Raw genomic sequence first — 15,032 nt, 5'->3', positions numbered from 1 at the left:
CCAACATGCGGCTTCTCATCGTCGGAACGCTGAAGGGCCAGCTGACGACGGCCACCAAGATCGCCATGGAGAACGGCGCCACCGTCACCCATGCCGAGGACAACGAGCAGGCGATGCGGGTGCTGCGCGGCGGCAAGGGCGCCGACCTGCTGCTGGTCGACGTCGCGCTCGACATCCGCGACCTGGTGATGCGGCTCGATGCCGAGCACATCCACGTGCCGATCGTCGCCTGCGGCATCACCAGCGATGCCCGCGCCGCGGTCGCCGCCATCCATGCCGGCGCCAAGGAATACATTCCGCTGCCGCCGGATCCTGAGCTGATCGCGGCCGTCCTCGCCGCTGTCGCCAACGATTCGCGCGATCTGGTCTATCGCGACGAGGCGATGGCCAAGGTGATCAAGCTTGCCCAGCAGATCGCCGGCTCCGACGCCTCCGTGATGATCACCGGCGAGTCCGGCACCGGCAAGGAGGTGCTGGCGCGCTACGTCCACACCCGCTCGGCCCGCGCCAAGCGTCCTTTCATCTCGATCAACTGCGCCGCAATCCCTGAGCACCTGCTGGAGTCCGAGCTGTTCGGCCACGAGAAGGGTGCCTTCACCGGTGCCGTCGCCCGCCGCATCGGCAAGTTCGAGGAGGCCAATGGCGGCACGCTCCTGCTGGACGAAATCTCGGAAATGGACGTGCGGCTGCAGTCCAAGCTCTTGCGCGCGATCCAGGAGCGCGTGATCGATCGCGTCGGCGGCACCCGTCCCGTCCCTGTCGACATCCGCATCATCGCGACCTCCAACCGCAACCTGGCCGACGCCGTGCGCGAGGGCACGTTCCGCGAGGACCTGCTGTTCCGGCTCAACGTCGTCAACCTCAAGATCCCGCCGCTGCGCGAGCGCCCCGCCGACATTCTCGAACTGGCGCAGCATTTCGCGCGCAAATATTCCGAGGCCAATGCCGTTCCGCTGCGGCCGATCTCGGCGGAGGCCAAGCGCATCCTCACCACCAACCGCTGGCCGGGCAACGTGCGCGAGCTGGAGAACACGATGCATCGCGCGGTGCTGATGGCACAGGGCGACGAGATCGGGCCGGATGCCATCCTCACGCCCGACGGCGCCCGCCTCGACATCGGCAAGACCCAACCCGCCGTCGCGCATGCTACGATGGCGGCGGAACAGGTCACGCGCGCCCTGGTCGGCCGCACGGTCGCCGATGTCGAACGTGACCTGATCCTGGAGACCCTGAAGCACTGCCTGGGCAATCGGACACATGCGGCCAATATCTTGGGCATCTCGATCCGCACGTTGCGCAACAAGCTCAACGAATATGCCGACGGCGGCGTGCCGATCCCGCCGCCGGGCTCCGGCGACACGCCGCGCATGCCGAGCCCCGTATAATCTGCCCATCCGGATCGTTCTCGGCGGCGCGCTGGCCCTCGGCGCGCCGCTTGCCGTTTCGCCGGCCGGTGCCGCAACGCGCGGCGTGCTGTCAGGCTGCTGGGAGCAGACGTCGCACGCACCGCTCGTCACCCCATCGTCGGGTCAGGAATGGGGCGTCCGGAGCTGGTGCTTCGCAGGAAAAGGCAAGCTGATCTCGCGAACGATCGCCTGTGGCAGGGAGGGCTGCGACGGCTGGGACAATGAACGCAGCTATCGCTGGCGGCCGCCCACGCTGTCGCTATCCGACGTCGAGACGTCGCCGGATGGCGGACACATCAAAGTGTGGCGCCGCTGCCGCGTGCAGTTTCTGACCGACGATTGGATGCAGCTACAGGACTGTGAACAGTCCGCGGATCCGTGGGTTCGCGAGAATACGCCGGCGCGGCGTCGCCGGGCACAGCCTCACGAATAGTTCGGCGCCTCGGGATTGCGGAAGATGTGAATGGGATCGCCGGGCGTGAACTCGCGCTGCGTCAGGACCGCGTACGCATACAGCGCGAGATAGAGGATGGCGACCGTGCCGATCGCATACAGAGCCCAGGTTCCGATCCGCTTCATGATTTCCGCTGCTGACGCCGACAGCGGCTTTTAAGGCGTCCGCAGGAAAGTTGCCAGCTCGCCCCGGAGCGTCGGAACGTTACGGCGTCAGCCGCGCGGATCCGGGACGCTGAAGGCCGCGAGCCGACCGTGACCGTCGTCGCGATCAACCCCGACATAGCTGCCATGCCAATACGCCAGGGCCGCCGACTGCGGCGCCACATCGATATGCACCACTTTGCCGATCACGATGGCATGGGAGTGCCGCTCGATGATCTCCTCGACCTCGCAATCCAGCGTCGCGAGCGCTCCGACGAGGAGCGGCACACCGGTGACCCGTTTGCGCCACTCGGCCCCTGCGAAACGTTCGACGCCGCGCAAGCCACCCTTACCCGCAAACCGTTCGGCCACGCCGATCTGATCCGCCGCCAGCAGATTGGCGCCAAAAACGCCCTCCCGCTGCAGAATTGGCCAGGACGAGGCGTTGCGGTTGAGGCTGACGATGATGGAGGGAGGCTCGACCGCAAGTGACGACAGCGAGCTCACCGTCATGCCGGTGACCTCATCGCCGCGTCCGACCGTGATGACGCTGACGCCTCCGACCAGTTGGCGCATCGCAGAGCGGAAATCCGGCTGGAGCGCCGTGGCATCAGGCATGTGACGGACGATGGAGTTCATTGCGTTGACCTTTCCTACCCCGTCGTACCCGGTCCAAGCAACTGGCCCAGGATCGAGCCTTCCAGCGCCGCAAGCTCGGCGGAGCCGCGCTGGCGCGAGCGCGGCAGATCGACGCTGATGTCCTCGGCGATCCGGCCGCTCTCGATGACGAGGACGCGATCAGCGAGGGCCACGGCTTCCGCAACGTCATGGGTGACCAGGATTGCGGTGAAGGTTTGATCGGCCCAGACCCGCTCCAGCAGCCGCTGCATCGCGATCCGCGTCAGCGCGTCCAGCGCGCCGAGCGGCTCGTCGAACGCCAGCAGGCGCGGACCGCTGACCAGCGCGCGCGCCAGCGCGACGCGCTGCTTCTGACCGCCGGACAGCACCGCCGGCCATTGGTCGCGCTTGTCGGCGAGACCCACCTCCTCGAGCGCCCGCCGCGCCCGCTCATGCGCACCGGCGGCCTTGCGCTCGCGGCCGAGCCCGACCTCGACATTGGCGAGCACCCGCGCCCATGGCAGCAGCCGCGGTTCCTGGAACATGACGCGGACGTCCTCGGGCCGCGCGGCCGCTTCGCCGAAGCTGATCGTGCCCGACGTCGGCTTGTCGAGGCCGGCAATCAGCCGCAGCAGCGTGCTCTTGCCGCAGCCGCTCTGGCCGACGACGGCGACGAACTGGCCGGCCGCGATCTCCAGGTCGATGCCGCGCAGCACCTCGTTGTCGCCGAACGCCTTGCGGAGATCGCGGATCACGAGCGGCAGGCCGCGTGTCTCGGGTTGGGCCGGACTCACGCTGTGCTTCCTCACGGGGCGGAAAGCCTCAGCATGCCCGATCACATCGGGGCCGTCGATCACCTCCACACCGGAGACGGGAATTCGGAGCGCTTGCTGCATTTCCAGAACCTCAATGCTTGCTGAAGGCCGGATGCCAGGACAGCGTCAGCCGCTCCAGCACCCGCGAGGCGCTGTCGGCGACCTTGCCCAGCAGGGCGTAGATCAGGATGGAGAGCACGACGACATCGATCTGCATGAACTCGCGCGCCTGCATCGCCATGTAGCCGAGGCCCGAGGACGCCGCGATCGTCTCGGCGACGATCAGGGTGAGCCACATGATGCCGAGCGCGAAGCGCAGGCCGACGAAGATCGACGGCAGTGCGCCGGGGAAGATCACCCGGCGAAACAGCTCGCGGTCGGACATGCCGTAGACGCGGCCCATTTCAATGAGTTGCGGATCGACCGTGCGAATCCCGTGCAGCGTATTCAGGTAGACCGGAAAGAACACGCCGAGCGCCACCAGAAACAGCTTGGCGCTCTCGTCGATGCCGAACCACAGGATGACCAGCGGGATCAGCGCCAGATGCGGCACGTTGCGGATCATCTGCAGAGTGGTGTCGGTCAGCTTCGCCGACAGTTGCGACAGGCCGTTGGCCAGACCGAAGGCGAAGCCGATGCCGCCGCCGATCAAAAAGCCGATCGAGGCGCGCCAGAAGCTGACCCAGATGTTGCGGCCGAGCTCGCCCGACCACAGCAGCTTCCAGCCGGCGCGCGCCACGTCGCTCGGCGCCGGCAGCACGCGTGGCGAGACCAGGCCGGCGGCCGAGGCCGCCTGCCAGATCAGGATGATCGCGAGCGGCACCAGCCAGGGGATCAGCCCATCCGCGCGCGGCACCGCGAGCCTGCGGACCTTGGGAACACTTTCGATCAGACTCATGATTGCGAGGCCCTCTGCAACGGACGGTGCTCGTTGGCGATGGTCTCGCCGAACGGGCCGGTATTGGTGCGGAGCCTGGTGACGTTGCCCGTCCGCTCCGACACATTCAAGCCAAGCTTGGGAAACACCAGCTCGGCGAAGCGGTAGGCTTCCTCGAGATGCGGATAGCCCGAGAGGATGAAGGTATCGATGCCGAGATCCTGGTACTCGCGGATGCGCGCCGCCACCGTGTCGGGATCGCCGACCAGCGCCGTGCCGGCGCCGCCGCGGACCAGGCCGACGCCGGCCCACAGGTTCGGGCTGATCTCGAGCTTGTCGCGTCGGCCGCCGTGAAGCTGCGACATCCGCTGCTGCCCGACCGAATCCATGCGGGCAAAAATCTTCTGCGCCGAGGCGATGGTGTCGTCGGTGACGTGCTTGATCAGGTCGTCGGCGGCCGCCCACGCCTCGTCATTGGTCTCGCGCACGATCACATGCAAGCGGATGCCGAACGACAGCTTGCGGCCGCGACTGTCGGCGACGGCCTTCACCTTGGCGATCTTGGCCGCGACATCGGCCGGCGGCTCGCCCCAGGTGAGATACTTCTCGACGGTGTCTACCGCGACGTCGATGCCGGCATCCGACGAGCCGCCGAAGAACAGCGGCGGCCGCGGCGACTGCACCGGCGGGAACAGCAGCCGGCCGTCCTCGACCGTGATATGCTTGCCGCTGAAGTTGACCGCCTCGCCTTCGAGCAGCGCGTTGTAGACGGTCAGGAATTCGCGCGTGACCTCGTAGCGCTCCTCATGCGACAGGAAGATGCCGTCGCCTTTGTTCTCGACCGGATCGCCGCCGGTGACGACGTTGACCAGCAGCCGGCCGTTGCTGACGCGGTCGAGCGTCGCGGTCATGCGCGCGGCCACCGCCGGCGATTGCAGGCCGGGTCGCACCGCGACGAGATAGCGCAGCCGCTCGGTGAACGGCGCCACCGCCGAGGCCACGATCCAGGAATCCTCGCAGCTCCGTCCTGTCGGGATCAGCACGCCGTAATAGCCGAGCTGATCGGCGGCCTGCGCGACCTGGCGCAGATAGTTGAAGTTGACCTCGCGGCCGCCCTGCGAGGTGCCGAGATAGCGGCCGTCGCCATGGGTCGGCAGGAACCACAGCACGTTGGGCGTCGAAGCGTTACTCATGTCAGTCTCTTTCGGATTGGGATGGCGATCAGGCGTCAGGTGGACGGCGTCCACTTCCAGACGATGTCGCTGACGTTGACCTGTTTCGGAATGAGGCCGACGCGGGCGAACCGATCCGCCACCGCCTGCTGGCTCCTGATGATGTCGTCGTCGAGCGGCACGACGCTGTAGACCGAACGGTCGACGAAGCGCCTGACCGGCGCGATGTCGACGCCGGTCGCCTCGGCCTGCGCCTTGGCCACCTCGTCGTGATGGCTGTTGGCCCAGATGCCCTCGGCGGCGAACGCGGCGTTCAGCCTGGCGACGATGGCGGGATACTTCTCAACGAAGTCGGAGCCCACGATGTAGAACGAGTTCTGCTTATGCACGTCCTTGTCCCACGCGATCACCCGTGCATTCTCCTTCAGCTCGGCGAGCGCGAGGTACGGATCCCAGATCGACCACGCGTCCACCGAGCCCTTGACGAAGGCCGCGGTGGCATCGGCCGGCGCGAGCGGCGCCGGCGTGATGTCGCTCCACGACAGGCCCGCCTTCTCGAGTGCTGCGACCAGCAGATTGTGCGCGCTCGAGCCCTTGCCGAAGGCGACGCGCTTGCCCTTGAGATCGGCAAGCGTCCTGATCGGCGAATCCTTCTGCACCACGATCGCCTGGCTGCTGCCGTTCTGCTTGACGGCGGCGGCGTAGCGGATCTTGGCGCCCGCGGCCTGCGCGAAGATCGGCGGCGCGTCGCCGACATAGCCGAAATCGACGCTGCCGACATTGATGGCCTCAAGCAGCGGCGGACCGAACTGGAAGTCGACCCAGACGATCTCGATGCCGAGAGGCTTGAACGTCTCCTCGATGGTGCGGCGCGCCTTCACGGCGGGGAAGAAGCCGCCCTTCTGGGTGCCGATGCGGATCTCCTTCGGCCTGTCCTCGGCGCGCAGCGGCGCCGCGCAGCTCATCACCGCAGCTGATGCCAATGACAGTTTGAGAAAATCGCGACGCTTCATTGCACTCTCCGACCCTTGCGCATCCGCATTGATGCGATGCAAGGGATGATGGTGGCGGGCGAAACGCGTGTCGAGCACCCCGGAAAAATAGCGATGCCGGTCCTGTTTCGTCACACAGCGAAGGGATGTTCGTATCGAGACGCCCGTGCAATGCAGCGAGAATTTCTCGCGATCGACAACGCGATCACGGGTCTTCACAGACCATCAACCACGATCGCACCGGCATGCTCGCCGATCCGCGACCAATCGTCCCCGCGGTTCCGCCGCTTGATCCAGGTCAAGCCTTTGGCAAGGCTTCCTTGCTTAACGTTGGAACAGGCGCGGCCCGGATGCCGCAACCCCTCCTGAACCTCCCCCTAGCCGAGAATTCTCTCATGTCGCTCATTGGCGGCGATGCGAACGCGCGTGCGCGTCGCAGACGCATGGAAATTTTTGCCTTCCTGTTTCTCACTGCCGTGCTGATGCCTGCGCTCGCGGTCGCCACCGTCGGCTCCTACGGACTCACGGTGTGGGTCTACCAGATGATGGCCGGACCGCCCGGGCCGCCCGCGGCGCACTGATCGGAAGGACCCCGCCGTGCTCTCACACCGCACCTCCCTCGACCGGCGCGCGCTGATCACCGGCCGCGTCCTCACCGCCGATCCCGTCGTCGCACCAGCCAAGGGCGAGATCGCCTCGATCATCGTGCAGACCCGGCCCGAGCAGCTCGACCGCGTCGAAGCCGACATCCTCGCGCTGTCCGGCTGCGAGATCCACGGCCGCGATATCCGAGGCAAGCTGATCGTCGTCGTCGATGCGCCCGATGCCGGCGCGCTCGGCGCCACCATGAACCGGATCGGACTGCTGCCGCACGTGCACTCCGCCTGCCTCGTCTTCCACGCCATCGACGCCGGCTAATCACACGAGACTCCAATGACCGACATGAAGATCGATCGCCGCCAGATGCTGAAGCTGGAAGCCGCCGCGATTGCCGCGGCCGCCGCCGGCATGCCGAGCGCCTCGCTCGCGGCGAACCTCGTCACCGAGCGCGAGCAGAGCGAGCTGAAATGGGACAAGGCCGCCTGCCGCTTCTGCGGCACCGGCTGCAGCGTGATGGTCGCGACCAAGGACAACCGCGTCGTCGCCACCCATGGCGACATCAAGGCCGAGGTGAATCGCGGCCTGAACTGCGTCAAGGGCTATTTCCTGTCCAAGATCATGTACGGCCATGATCGCCTGACGCACCCGATGCTGCGCAAGACCAACGGCAAGTACGACAAGAACGGCGAGTTCACGCCGGTCACGTGGGACGAAGCCTTCGACATCATGGCGCAGAAGTACAAGGAGGCGCTGAAGAAGCGCGGGCCCTCCGGCGTCGGCATGTTCGGCTCGGGCCAGTGGACGATCTGGGAAGGCTATGCGGCCTCCAAGCTGTTCAAGGCCGGCTTCCGCTCCAACAACATCGATCCCAATGCGCGGCACTGCATGGCGTCGGCCGTGGCCGGCATGATGCGCACCTTCGGCATCGACGAGCCGCCCGGCTGCTACGATGACATCGAGGCCACGGACGCGTTCGTGCTGTGGGGCTCCAACATGGCGGAGATGCATCCAATCCTGTGGACCCGCGTGACCGATCGGAGACTGTCGACGCCGCATGTCAAGGTCGCCGTGCTCTCGACCTTCGAGCACCGCTCGTTCGACCTCGCCGATATCGGCATGGTGTTCAAGCCGCAGACCGACCTCTACATCCTCAACGCCATCGCCAACCACATCATCACGACAGGCCGCGTCAACAAGGACTTCGTCCAGGCACACACAGTGTTCAAGAAGGGCCAGACCGACATCGGCTATGGCCTGCGGCCGGAGCATCCGCTGCAGAAGAAGGCCAAGGGCGCCGCCAACCCGAACGACGCCACCGACATCTCGTTCGACGAGTATGCGAAGTTCGTCTCGGACTACACGCTTGAGAAGGCCGCCGAGATGTCCGGCGTGCCGTTGAACCGGCTGCAGGCGCTCGCCGAGCTCTATGCCGATCCGAAGACCAAGGTGGTCTCGTTCTGGACCATGGGCTTCAACCAGCACACCCGCGGCGTCTGGTGCAACAACCTCGTCTACAACATCCATCTTCTGACCGGGAAAATCGCCGAGGCCGGCAACAGCCCGTTCTCTCTGACCGGGCAGCCCTCGGCCTGCGGCACCGCGCGCGAGGTCGGCACCTTCTCGCACCGTTTGCCCGCCGACATGGTGGTCACCAACAAGGAGCACCGCGCCAAGGCCGAGCACATCTGGCAGCTGCCGGAAGGTACGATCCCGGACAAGCCGGGCTATCACGCGGTGCTGCAGAGCCGGATGCTGAAGGACGGCCTGCTCAACGCCTATTGGGTGCAGGTCAACAACAATTTGCAGGCCGGCCCCAACGCGAACGAAGAGACCTATCCGGGCTTCCGCAACCCCGACAATTTCATCGTCGTCTCCGACGCCTATCCGTCGGTGACCGCGCTCGCCGCCGATCTCATTCTGCCGACGGCGATGTGGGTGGAGAAGGAAGGCGCCTATGGCAATGCCGAGCGCCGCACCCAGTTCTGGCACCAGCTCGTCTCGGCGCCGGGCGAGGCGCGCTCCGACCTCTGGCAGCTGATGGAGTTCTCCAAGCGCTTCAAGATCGAAGAGGTCTGGCCCGAGGAGCTGATCGCCAAGAAGCCGGAGGTTCGCGGCAAGACGCTGTTCGACGTGCTCTACAGGAACGGCCAGGTCGACAAATTCCCGGTCGACCAGATCGAGCCGGGCTATGCCAATGACGAATCCAAGGCGTTCGGCTTCTACGTCCACAAGGGCCTGTTCGAGGAATACGCCTCGTTCGGCCGCGGCCACGGCCATGACCTGGCGCCGTTCGAGGCCTATCACAAAGAGCGCGGCCTGCGCTGGCCTGTCGTCGACGGCAAGGAGACGCGCTGGCGTTTCCGCGAGGGCTCCGACCCTTACGTCAAGTCCGGCACCGGCGTGCAGTTCTACGGCTTCCCGGACGGCAAGGCGCGCATCTTCGCCCTGCCCTACGAGCCGCCGGCGGAATCGCCGGACAAGGACTATCCGTTCTGGCTGTCGACCGGACGCGTGGTCGAGCACTGGCATTCCGGCACGATGACCCGCCGCGTGCCCGAGCTCTACAAGGCGTTCCCCGAAGCCGTCTGCTTCATGCATCCGGACGATGCCGAGGCCGCGAACCTGAGGCGCGGTGACGAGGTCAAGGTCGCCTCGCGGCGCGGCTTCATCCGCGCCCGCGTCGAGACCCGCGGCCGCGACAAGCCGCCGCGCGGGCTCGTCTTCGTGCCGTGGTTCGACGAGTCCAAGCTGATCAACAAGGTGACGCTCGACGCCACCGACCCGATCTCGCTGCAGACCGACTACAAGAAATGCGCCGTGCGCATCGAGCGGGTGTGACGATCATGATCAAGAGACTTGCCATGATGCTGCTCGCAGCCAGCCTTGCGGCCGGCTCGAGCGCCCTGCTCGCCCAGAGCGTCTCCTCGTCGCTGCGCGGCCCCACGCCGCTCAATGACGAAGGCCCGGCGCCGCCGATGCAGCCGACGAAGAACACCGCCGAGAAAGAGGTGCGCAACTATCCGGAGCAGCCGCCGGTGATCCCGCATTCGATCGACGGCTATCAGGTCGACATGCAGGGCAACAAATGCCTGTCCTGCCATGCCCGTGCTCGCATCGCGGAGTCGAAGGCGCCGATGCTGTCGATCACCCACTTCATGGACCGCGACGGCCAGTTCCTGGCGTCGGTGTCGCCGCGCCGCTACTTCTGCACCCAGTGCCACGTGCCGCAGAGTGTCGCAAATCCGCCTGTCAGCAACGACTTCGTCGACATCGACACGCTGCTGGCGCACGACAAGCCGGGTGGCAAGCGATGAGCAGCGCCGACATCCCGGAGGGCGCCAAGGCGCCCGTCCCCGAGCAGCAGCTCGGCCTTGCCGGCCGCGCCTGGCAGTTCATTCTCGACCTCATCGACGTGCTGCTGAAGCCGAGCTCCGTGTTCGGGCTCGGCGTGCTGGTGCTCGCCGGCTTCCTCGCCGGCGTGATCTTCTGGGGCGGCTTCAACACCGCGCTGGAGATCACCAACACCGAGAAGTTCTGCACCGGCTGTCACGAGATGAAAGACAACGTGTTCGCCGAGCTGAAGTCGACCGTTCACTTCTCAAACCGCTCGGGCGTGCGCGCCAGTTGCCCGGACTGCCACGTGCCGCACAACTGGACCGACAAGATCGCGCGCAAGATGCAGGCCTCCAAGGAGGTCTGGGGCCATCTGTTCGGCTCGATCAACACCCGCGAGAAGTTCACCGACCGCAGACTGGAGCTCGCCTTGCATGAGTGGGCGCGGTTCAAGGCGAACGACTCGCTCGAATGCCGCAACTGCCACAGCTCCCAGTCGATGGACATCACCAAGCAGTCGCCGCGCGCCGTCGAAGCGCATCAACGCTTCCTGTTCACCGGCGAAAAGACCTGCATCGACTGCCACAAGGGCATCGCGCACCACCTGCCGGACATGCGGGGCGTGCCGGGCTGGCAGTAGTCGACTTCTCTGAATGGCCGAGCCGTCGCCGCGCGCGCAGTCGGCTCCCCTCCCCCTTGTGGGGAGGGGAGCACACCGTACGCGCCGCACGCTTTCGGCCTCCATTCTCTGAAGCGAGGCACCTCTGCCTTAGCTAGCGCTTGATCTCCCCGCATCAGCCCTTAGGTTCACGGAATGTCCCCGAGTCGCCGCGCGGCTCCATCCCTGTGAGCCATGACCACCTTCTCCCCGCATCAGGATTCCGCGCTGAAGGCCGTCGGCGATTGGCTGAAGGCCAAGCCCGGCCAGAGCGGCACGCCACAAGTGTTCCGGCTGTTCGGCTATGCCGGAACCGGCAAGACCACGCTGGCCCGCCACATCGCCGAGGGCGTCGACGGCGAGGTCAAGTTCGCGGCCTTCACCGGCAAGGCGGCGCTGGTGATGCGCAGCAGGGGCTGCGACAACGCCTCCACCATCCATTCGCTGATCTATCGCGCGCAAGAAACCGGCGAGGAGCAGCCGAACTTCGAATTGTGGGACGACGCGCCGGCCTCCAAGGCCAAGCTGATCATCATCGACGAATGCTCGATGGTCGACGCCGATCTCGGCCGCGACCTGCTGTCCTTCGACTGCCCGCTGCTGGTGCTCGGCGATCCCGCGCAGCTGCCGCCGGTCAAGGGGGGCGGCTTTTTCACCGACAGCGAGCCGGACGTGATGCTGACCGAGGTGCACCGCCAGGCCAAGGACGATCCGATCGTGCGGATGTCGATGGACGTGCGCGAGGGCAACACGCTCGACGTCGGCCGCTACGGCGAGAGCGAGGTGGTCGAGCGCCGCGAGCTCGATCCGTCCCGCGTCATGGAGGCCGACCAGGTGCTGGTCGGCCGCAACGCCACCCGACGCGCCTACAACAACCGCTTCCGGCAGCGCCTCGACATCGAGGACGCCCTCCCTGTCGCCGGCGACAAGCTGGTCTGCCTGCGCAACAACCGCAAGAAGGGCCTGTTCAATGGCGGGCTGTGGCGGGTGAAGTCGCGCGCGACCTCGAAGTCCAAGATCGTCACCATGCGGGTCGCGCCCGACGAGGATCTCGGACGCAAGGTCACGAAAGTCTCGGTGCGCGGCGAATGCTTCGCCGGCGGCATCGAGGACATCCCGTGGGAGCAGCGCAAGCCCTATGACGAGTTCGACTACGGCTACGTGCTGACCGTGCACAAGTCGCAGGGCTCGCAATGGGACGACGTCGTGCTGTTCGACGAGAGCTTTGCCTTCCAGGAAAGCCGCGCCCGCTGGCTCTACACCGGCATCACCCGCGCCGCGAAGCGGCTGTCGATCGTGGTGTAACGCCGGCTTTACCGCGCGAGACGATTTTGCGCGCCTCGCTGGTACCCACCTGCGGCAGGTTGATCCACGTCAACCTGACGCAGGGTCCTTGGCGGATAAAGATCGATTCACATCTCTGTTAAACCAGCAGCAGACGGCGGGATCGTATGGCAAAGTCCAACACCACGAAAGGCAAGACCAAAGGCAAGTCGACGAAAGACAAGGCTTCCAACGGTCAGCGCCGCAAGCGCGCGAGCGCCACGGCGCGTGTCGCGCGCCGGCAGTCCGCAGCCAAGCTCGATCCGATCGGTCAGTCGCTTGTGGACGAATCGATGCAGGCCGCGCAGATCACCGAGCTGTCGGCGTTCGAGACCGTGCTCAACGGTCCGCCGGCCCTCGACCCCAACTCCGCGCCGGTCAGGGCGATGCTGGACGGCGCCGCGCCGGACGATGCCAGGCTGATGAAGGCGCTGATCGAGGGCAAGGCCAAGCCCGACAAGCGCCACACCTCCGACGAGCTCGCCGACAATTGGCGCCAGGGCGGCTACCCCTACAAATTCCGCATGTACCGCAAGGACTATGAGGAGCAGAAATTCATCCTGCAGACCGAGCTGTTGAAGCTGCAGAACTGGATGAAGGATGCGCGCCAGCGCCTGGTGCTGCTGTTCGAAGGCCGCGACGCCGCCGGCAAGGGCGGCACCATCAAGCGCTTCATGGAGCATCTCAATCCGCGCGGCGCCCGCGTGGTGGCGCTGGACAAGCCGAGCGAGGTCGAGCGCGGCCAGTGGTACTTCCAGCGCTATGTCGAGCATCTGCCGACCGCGGGCGAGATCGTGCTGTTCGACCGCTCCTGGTACAACCGCTCCGGCGTCGAGCGCGTGATGGGCTTCTGCTCGCAGGTCGAGTACGACGAGTTCCTGCGCCAGGTGCCGGAGTTCGAGCGCAACCTCGTGCGCAGCGGCATCCACCTCATCAAGTTCTGGTTCTCGGTCAGCCGCGACGAGCAACGCCGCCGCTTCAAGGAGCGCGAGGCGCATCCGCTGAAGCAGTGGAAGCTGTCGCCGATCGACACCGCCTCGCTCGACAAATGGGACGACTACACCCGCGCGAAGGAGGCGATGTTCTTCTCCACCGACACCGCCGACTGCCCGTGGACCGTGATCAAGTCAGACGACAAGAAGCGTGCGCGGCTGAACGCGATGCGCTGCGTGCTGCATTCGCTGCCCTATGCCGGCAAGGACGTCTCGCGCATCGGCCAGGTCGACGACCTCATCGTCGGCCGCGCCAGCGTGATCCACGAGCGCGAGGAGCACGCGAGCTAAGCCACCCCGCTCAGCGCCGATGACGCCGGTGCGGCCTCGCCATATCGGCTGGCCGCATCGCTGCATTGGCATTCGGAAGGCCCGGCGCGCCGCGACGGGCCAACTCCGCCTGTGCCGCCGGCGTCAGCGTGCCGCCATTGAGCACGTCGCGTTCGGGATGCATGGCCTCATAGGCCGCCGGCTCGGAGAATTGCGCCGATGCCGCGGTCACCGCCAGCGTCGACATCAGCAGAGCTGCCGCCAGGCTCCTGAATATGATCATGATCGGTCTTCCCTCTGTGGTGCATCAATTCACGCTTGCGATCATGTAGGCGGGCGAAGGCTGCCCCCCTATCACGACTGCGCGAGCCGGTAACCCTTCGTGAGCGCGCTCATGTCTCAGAGCTGGCGAAGGGATCATTCGTGCCGACGGTCCGACGCGTCACCGCCGCAGCGGCAGCCGATCATACCGGCTGAGACGGGCCCGCGGCGGAAACACGAGCACCGCGCCGGAGGCGCGCTCCATGCCCATTTTCCCCGCCGGCGTCAGCGCGCCGCCGTTGAGCACGTCGCGATCAGGATACATCGCCTGAAACGCCCCAGGCTCCTGCTCGCCGAAAAACCAGCCCTGCGCCGATGCCGGCGCAACAGTGGCCATCGACAGCAGCAAGGCTGCCGCCTTTGATTTCCAGGATGTCATGATTGTTCTCCAGGTTCTCAGGATGCGGAGACCACGCACGCGATTGATGCTCTGGTCAGAGCCGTCATCAGCGAGGCGCGACCGCCTCTGTATTGACCGCGGCGGAAACGAAATATTCGCGGCGTCGTCGCCTTGCCGGGATCACGACCGCGAGACCTGAACCACATCATCATTCGAGGATCGACGAAGCGTGACGTATCGTGAGTTCGCGGACGAGATGGCGCGCATCCGATGACCTCCCCCCGTCGTCGCGAATTTGATGGCTGCCGACGATGCAGGATCGACGGCGCGCAGCACCGCCCTGCAGCCCGTCGGGCAAATCGGCCGGCGGCGACAAAAGCTGTCAAGGCCTTCTGAAAAACATAAATCATTTCGCGCTCTGCCCAAATCAGACTTATCATGCCTGCGTTTCGTTGCACGGCAGGGGACGTATCGCGATCGTCACGGACGTTGGCAGCGGAATGCGATGGACGCGGCATGTTGCAGCGGGTCCTGGACCTGCCGACGAACGGCATGGCGCGGACGGCGAAAGCGTGTGGTCCTGGCCTCCCGACGCTGAGGCCAAGCTGGCGGTGATGATCCGCCGGCGACGGGGGCAAGAGAGCCGGTCCCCGAGGAGCAACTGTCTTTTTTGTAGACCGGTGATCGGCCGGCCTCAAGGCTGGCGCGAAGGCGCGCC

The 15,032-nt window shown here is 66.0% G+C and carries 16 protein-coding genes; 8 read left to right on the top strand and 8 right to left on the bottom strand.

The features are described from left to right. The first annotated feature begins 5 nt into the window (after nucleotides 1–5). Nucleotides 6–1,385, top strand: a complete 1,380-nt coding sequence (locus tag QX010_RS24330) for a sigma-54 dependent transcriptional regulator (RefSeq protein WP_315803356.1) — start codon at nucleotides 6–8, stop codon at nucleotides 1,383–1,385. Nucleotides 1,386–1,829: 444 nt separating this feature from the next. Here the strand turns inward: QX010_RS24330 and QX010_RS24325 are convergent, their stop codons facing one another. The 6 genes from QX010_RS24325 to QX010_RS24300 form a co-directional block, all read right to left on the bottom strand. Beyond that, entirely contained in the window at nucleotides 1,830–1,985 is a 156-nt protein-coding gene (locus QX010_RS24325) for a hypothetical protein (RefSeq protein ID WP_284421132.1), read from the bottom strand. Between the two features lie 87 nt (nucleotides 1,986–2,072). After that, nucleotides 2,073–2,642 carry a flavin reductase family protein gene (locus QX010_RS24320; RefSeq protein WP_316182363.1) on the bottom strand — a complete coding sequence of 190 codons (570 nt, stop codon included), beginning with the start codon at nucleotides 2,640–2,642 and terminating at the stop codon, nucleotides 2,073–2,075. A gap of 14 nt (nucleotides 2,643–2,656) precedes the next feature. Beyond that, the gene (locus tag QX010_RS24315; protein ID WP_316182361.1) at nucleotides 2,657–3,517 is read right to left on the bottom strand and encodes an ATP-binding cassette domain-containing protein; all 861 of its coding nucleotides are present in this window, start codon (nucleotides 3,515–3,517) and stop codon (nucleotides 2,657–2,659) included. 10 nt (nucleotides 3,518–3,527) lie between these two features. Further along, nucleotides 3,528–4,334 carry an aliphatic sulfonate ABC transporter permease SsuC gene (gene ssuC, locus QX010_RS24310; RefSeq protein ID WP_316182359.1) on the bottom strand — a complete coding sequence of 269 codons (807 nt, stop codon included), beginning with the start codon at nucleotides 4,332–4,334 and terminating at the stop codon, nucleotides 3,528–3,530. Then, nucleotides 4,331–5,506: an FMNH2-dependent alkanesulfonate monooxygenase gene (gene ssuD, locus QX010_RS24305; protein WP_316182357.1), complete on the bottom strand. Its 1,176-nt coding sequence runs from the start codon at nucleotides 5,504–5,506 to the stop codon at nucleotides 4,331–4,333. The genes ssuC and ssuD overlap by 4 nt, the downstream gene beginning before the upstream one ends. A 35-nt stretch (nucleotides 5,507–5,541) precedes the next feature. After that, nucleotides 5,542–6,498: an aliphatic sulfonate ABC transporter substrate-binding protein gene (locus tag QX010_RS24300; protein ID WP_316182355.1), complete on the bottom strand. Its 957-nt coding sequence runs from the start codon at nucleotides 6,496–6,498 to the stop codon at nucleotides 5,542–5,544. A 374-nt stretch (nucleotides 6,499–6,872) separates the two neighbouring features. On the opposite strand from QX010_RS24300, the gene napE reads away from it, so the two are divergent. The 7 genes from napE to ppk2 all read left to right on the top strand — a co-directional run bounded on the left by napE (nucleotide 6,873) and on the right by ppk2 (nucleotide 13,674). Then, entirely contained in the window at nucleotides 6,873–7,058 is a 186-nt protein-coding gene (napE, locus tag QX010_RS24295) for a periplasmic nitrate reductase, NapE protein (protein WP_316182353.1), read from the top strand. Between the two features lie 16 nt (nucleotides 7,059–7,074). Beyond that, nucleotides 7,075–7,395 carry a chaperone NapD gene (locus QX010_RS24290; RefSeq protein WP_316182352.1) on the top strand — a complete coding sequence of 107 codons (321 nt, stop codon included), beginning with the start codon at nucleotides 7,075–7,077 and terminating at the stop codon, nucleotides 7,393–7,395. A gap of 15 nt (nucleotides 7,396–7,410) precedes the next feature. Then, nucleotides 7,411–9,915 (top strand): nitrate reductase catalytic subunit NapA, encoded by a 2,505-nt coding sequence (napA, locus tag QX010_RS24285; RefSeq protein ID WP_316182350.1) that lies wholly within the window; start codon nucleotides 7,411–7,413, stop codon nucleotides 9,913–9,915. Between the two features lie 23 nt (nucleotides 9,916–9,938). Next, complete coding sequence (locus tag QX010_RS24280) at nucleotides 9,939–10,391, top strand: nitrate reductase cytochrome c-type subunit (RefSeq protein WP_316237569.1); 453 nt, start codon at nucleotides 9,939–9,941, stop codon at nucleotides 10,389–10,391. After that, nucleotides 10,388–11,050: a NapC/NirT family cytochrome c gene (locus tag QX010_RS24275; RefSeq protein WP_316182347.1), complete on the top strand. Its 663-nt coding sequence runs from the start codon at nucleotides 10,388–10,390 to the stop codon at nucleotides 11,048–11,050. The genes QX010_RS24280 and QX010_RS24275 overlap by 4 nt, the downstream gene beginning before the upstream one ends. Before the next feature lie 213 nt (nucleotides 11,051–11,263). Next, complete coding sequence (locus QX010_RS24270) at nucleotides 11,264–12,373, top strand: ATP-dependent RecD-like DNA helicase (protein WP_316182345.1); 1,110 nt, start codon at nucleotides 11,264–11,266, stop codon at nucleotides 12,371–12,373. Nucleotides 12,374–12,519: 146 nt separating this feature from the next. Beyond that, complete coding sequence (ppk2, locus tag QX010_RS24265; RefSeq protein ID WP_316182344.1) at nucleotides 12,520–13,674, top strand: polyphosphate kinase 2; 1,155 nt, start codon at nucleotides 12,520–12,522, stop codon at nucleotides 13,672–13,674. A gap of 10 nt (nucleotides 13,675–13,684) precedes the next feature. On the opposite strand, the gene QX010_RS24260 is transcribed toward ppk2, so the two are convergent. Together QX010_RS24260 and QX010_RS24255 are read right to left on the bottom strand one after the other, a co-directional pair. After that, nucleotides 13,685–13,936 (bottom strand): hypothetical protein, encoded by a 252-nt coding sequence (locus tag QX010_RS24260; protein WP_315803343.1) that lies wholly within the window; start codon nucleotides 13,934–13,936, stop codon nucleotides 13,685–13,687. A 159-nt stretch (nucleotides 13,937–14,095) separates the two neighbouring features. After that, a complete protein-coding gene (locus QX010_RS24255) occupies nucleotides 14,096–14,353 on the bottom strand; it encodes a hypothetical protein (protein WP_316182342.1) in 258 nt (85 codons plus the stop codon). Between the last annotated feature and the right edge of the window lie 679 nt (nucleotides 14,354–15,032).

Origin of the sequence: Bradyrhizobium sp. SZCCHNRI1009 (assembly GCF_032487575.1) — a bacterium.
Lineage (GTDB): Bacteria > Pseudomonadota > Alphaproteobacteria > Rhizobiales > Xanthobacteraceae > Bradyrhizobium.
The sequence above is the reverse complement of the archived record's forward strand: the minus strand, read 5'-3'. Positions and strand labels throughout refer to the sequence as shown.